This window comes from Oceanobacillus halophilus (genome assembly GCF_003628505.1).
In the GTDB taxonomy this organism is placed as follows: Bacteria; Bacillota; Bacilli; order Bacillales; family Amphibacillaceae; genus Oceanobacillus; species Oceanobacillus halophilus.
The window spans coordinates 1-3,611 of the sequence record NZ_RBZP01000042.1 but is presented as its reverse complement, the minus strand read 5'-3'; the positions used below and the strand labels follow the sequence as shown (position 1 = coordinate 3,611).

General features: G+C 43.8%; 4 protein-coding genes. 2 read left to right on the top strand and 2 right to left on the bottom strand.

Annotated features, from left to right (window positions below):
- Positions 1-206: 206 nt before the first annotated feature.
- Both D8M06_RS19775 and D8M06_RS19770 read left to right on the top strand, forming a co-directional pair.
- On the top strand, positions 207-470 hold the full coding sequence (locus D8M06_RS19775) for a hypothetical protein (protein ID WP_147405002.1): 264 nt from the start codon (positions 207-209) through the stop codon (positions 468-470).
- Between the two features lie 9 nt (positions 471-479).
- On the top strand, positions 480-968 hold the full coding sequence (locus tag D8M06_RS19770; protein ID WP_147405001.1) for a methyl-accepting chemotaxis protein: 489 nt from the start codon (positions 480-482) through the stop codon (positions 966-968).
- Here the strand turns inward: D8M06_RS19770 and D8M06_RS19560 are convergent.
- Entirely contained in the window at positions 924-2,633 is a 1,710-nt protein-coding gene (locus D8M06_RS19560) for a GMC family oxidoreductase N-terminal domain-containing protein (protein ID WP_121206243.1), read from the bottom strand. The two genes, D8M06_RS19770 and D8M06_RS19560, sit on opposite strands and share 45 nt — an antisense overlap.
- Positions 2,630-3,226 (bottom strand): hypothetical protein, encoded by a 597-nt coding sequence (locus tag D8M06_RS19555; protein WP_121206242.1) that lies wholly within the window; start codon positions 3,224-3,226, stop codon positions 2,630-2,632. The genes D8M06_RS19560 and D8M06_RS19555 overlap by 4 nt, the downstream gene beginning before the upstream one ends.
- Between the last annotated feature and the right edge of the window lie 385 nt (positions 3,227-3,611).

The following is a 3,611-nucleotide window of genomic DNA, read 5'->3' as shown; positions in this document are numbered from 1 at the left end:
ATTCCGGCTTGAGTTTTGTTTTCCTTTTCATAAAGCCTGTTTCTTGGGCCCACTCCTCTATTTGTTTTCTCGTAAAATTAGATTGTAATTCCTTGAATAGTATTTGAAATTCTTTATCTAGTTGCATGGTTGTAAAAAAAATACTCCTCTCCGTAGTTTTATACCGAAAGAAGTATATCCATAATTTGGTAATGATGTCATCGAAAATGCTTAACTTGATGGCTATGGGGACAGGTTCCTTGTCCCAGAGCTTGAAATGGATGGGGCGGTTGATAGAAAGATCGGTGCGGTTGATAGAAAGATCGGTGCGGTTGATAGAAAGATCGGTGCGGTTGATAGAAAGATCGGTGCGGTTGATAGAAAGATCGGTGCGGTTGATAGAAAGATCGGTGCGGTTGGTAGAAAGAGCGGTGCGGTTGATAGAAAGAGCGGTGCGGTTGATAGAAAGATCGAGGCGGTTGATAGAATGAGCGGGTCGGTTGATAGAAAGATCGGTGCGGTTGATAGAAAGATCGGTGCGGTTGATAGAAAGAGCGGTGCGGTTGATAGAAAGATCGGTGCGGTTGATAGAAAGATCGGTGCGGTTGATAGAAAGATCGGTGCGGTTGATAGAAAGAGCGGTGCGGTTGATAGAAAGAGCGGTGCGGTTGATAGAAAGAGCGGTGCGGTTGATAGAAAGAGCGGTGCGGTTGATAGAAAGATCGGTGCGGTTGATAGAAAGATCGGTGCGGTTGATAGAAAGATCGAGGCGGTTGATAGAAAGATCGAGGCGGTTGATAGAAGGATCGAGGCGGTTGATAGAAAGATCGAGGCGGTTGATAGAAGGATCGAGGCGGTTGATAGAAAGATCAAGACGCTTGATAGAAGAACCACTGCAACTGATAGAAAAGAGGGGGGACAACTCACCTGTCCCCCTGTCCCCCTTAAAAATATTTGCTTGCTATTTTTTCTGCGGTTCTTGTGGCTAGTGCTTGGGTGGTTAGGGTTGGGTTGGGGCCTCCAAGTGCGTTGTAGTCTGCGCTGTTGTCAGCTACAAAGAGACGCTCGACTTGATATGCTTCACAGGATGTGTCCACTACAAAGCCCATTCTCATCGTGCTATGTAAGTGGATAAAATAGTTTGGTGGAAGATCACTACGGTGAATATGGTTTGCGCCAGCTTGGCGTAAGATATTCGTAGCAATTTTGATTAATTCCTCTCTTCGTTGTCTCGATTTTTTACTTGGTGAATAATGAACGAGTGGTACTGGGCCATGCTCATCTTTCGTGTTTGGATCGAGTTCCACTCTATTTCGGTAGAGGACCTCGTCATCTGTAATAGCGGAAAGTGTGAGTGTTCTTGGGTAATCGTCCATCGCTTTTTCCAGTTCTGCCCCAACAAGTCTTCCTCGCTGCTCCCATAAACTGGAACTAGGGTGGTGATGGAGGTTATGATAGCCGTATTGACTGAATCCAAATAAAGTCTGAGCTGATATTCCGGGGCTTTCCCCGATTATTTCGATCATACCAAGTCCTGGATAATCCAGTCGGGCTGATGAGGTATGGCCTACAAAAGGATTAACAGTAGGGACGCCTACTATATCCATTAATGTTTTTTCATCAAATGTACCGGTGACCATATCCATATAATGATTGGTTAACCCGCGTCCTACCCACGGATTTTGTGGTAAATCAGAGTTTAACCAAAGACGCGGGGTTTCTACACAACCAGCTGCCATGACAACAATCTTTGATCGTATCTCTTCGGTTTCACCTGTCCAAGTATCTCGAACTTGAACCCCAACTGCCTGCTGACTTCCACTCTCATCTAATTCTGTTAATACCTTTGTGACGAATGTATTTGGTCTAAAGGTTACATTTCCCGTATTCATCGCAAGTGGAACATAGCTTACAGCGGTAGAACGTTTTGCCATTTTCTCGTATGATGGACCATACGGACAGCCTTGCCCGCAATGACCGCTTAACGTACATCCTTCCATATGGCTTATTTCTTTTAATGAGTAGTTCGAATCCATCAAATGTTCATTTGGGGGTAAGATAGCATTTGGTTGTGGACGGTACCCACTGGTTGTTACGTCTAAGGTGCGATTTTCGGAAAAACCGGCCTTTTCTGCGCCGTAGAAGAAAAGAGCATCTTTCGTCGTGGAAGGTGCGAATTCGACGGGCAATGTCGCTTCCACTTTTTCATAATATGGAACAAGTTCTTGGTAATCAATGGGCCACTCATTATCTATCGCTTCCGGAAATGCGCGGGGAGAGTTCGCATAATAATGCAAGGTGCCTCCTCCGATTCCTGCACTTTGCCATAATAATGCTTGATCTGGAATATTTCTGTACCAAGGCGTACGCCTGCGATCTGCTGGCCCCCAGCGGAATTTTCCTTTGATCAGATCATCCATATCATTTTCCAGTCTTGTCAGTTGGCTGCGATAAAGGGAACCATCCAAGTCATTTGGATCAGAGCTTTCCTTCTCCACACCACGGTTTTGATTAGGATGGGGCCATTTTTTATTACCGAACCATGGACCGGCATCAAGCACCAATACGCGGATTCCTTGTTCACCTAATTCTTTTGCAACAACTGGACCACCAGCACCTGCTCCAATCACAATAACATCAGGGTCTATTTTCATCTGCCACCCTCCACTTCGTCTATAGTGAATAAAAATCCACGAAAAGCCCGATATCCGTAAGAAACCCCAGGATATCCAACCCGCTGCCAATTTAATGGAAAATATTCTAGTCTTCGGTGATTAGGTGGAAACAAGCGTGTGGTGCCATAAGCTAGCCATTCCGAATAATACCCAAACAGGGAAAAGCGATTTAATGCGTCGGTAACATATTTGATCATGCCAGCGTTATTTTGAAAAGGAGATGGCAGTAAATAAAGATCTACATAAAGATTCTCTAATGCAGTTAGGACCTGTATTCGATCTGTCCGAGATAGTCGAGAAAACATTCTTCCTCCAGAAAACCAACTCTGAGGATGAGCATGTATTTTCTGCGCATTTACTAACTGTGTTGCAGCGGCATCCAACATGATAGCTGTGGGGTAAGCAAGGGGAACTACACGGTAATGCAACTGTTGCTGAATGGAAATCTTCTGGTCTAAGCCAGCAATAACATACTCATGAACGTTCTGATCCCCATCCATTCCATCCGGTAAAAGAGCATCCGTAAGCGCTCGAAAGGTAGCCTCCACATATTCTTGCTGCTGATTATTCATGTTGCTCTGCTTCGCCTCCTTTATGAAAGAACTACACGTGTTATTCAAAAATGCATGGAGATTTAGCTAATCTATCCACCAGACATTTTGAACACCCACTATATAACTGTATTTTATGAAAATGGATTTTATGACAGAGTGGGACGGGGGGACAGGTTCCATAGCCATCAAGTTAAGCATAATTAATGACACAATTACCAAATTCTGGATATACTTCTCTCGGTATAAAACTACGGAGAGGAGTATTTTTTTACAATTATGCAACTAGATAAAGAATTTCATCTATTATTCAAGGAATTACAATCTAATTTTACGAGAAAACAAATAGAGGAGTGGGCCCAAGAAACAGGCTTTATGAAAAGGAAAACAAAACTCAAGCCGGAAT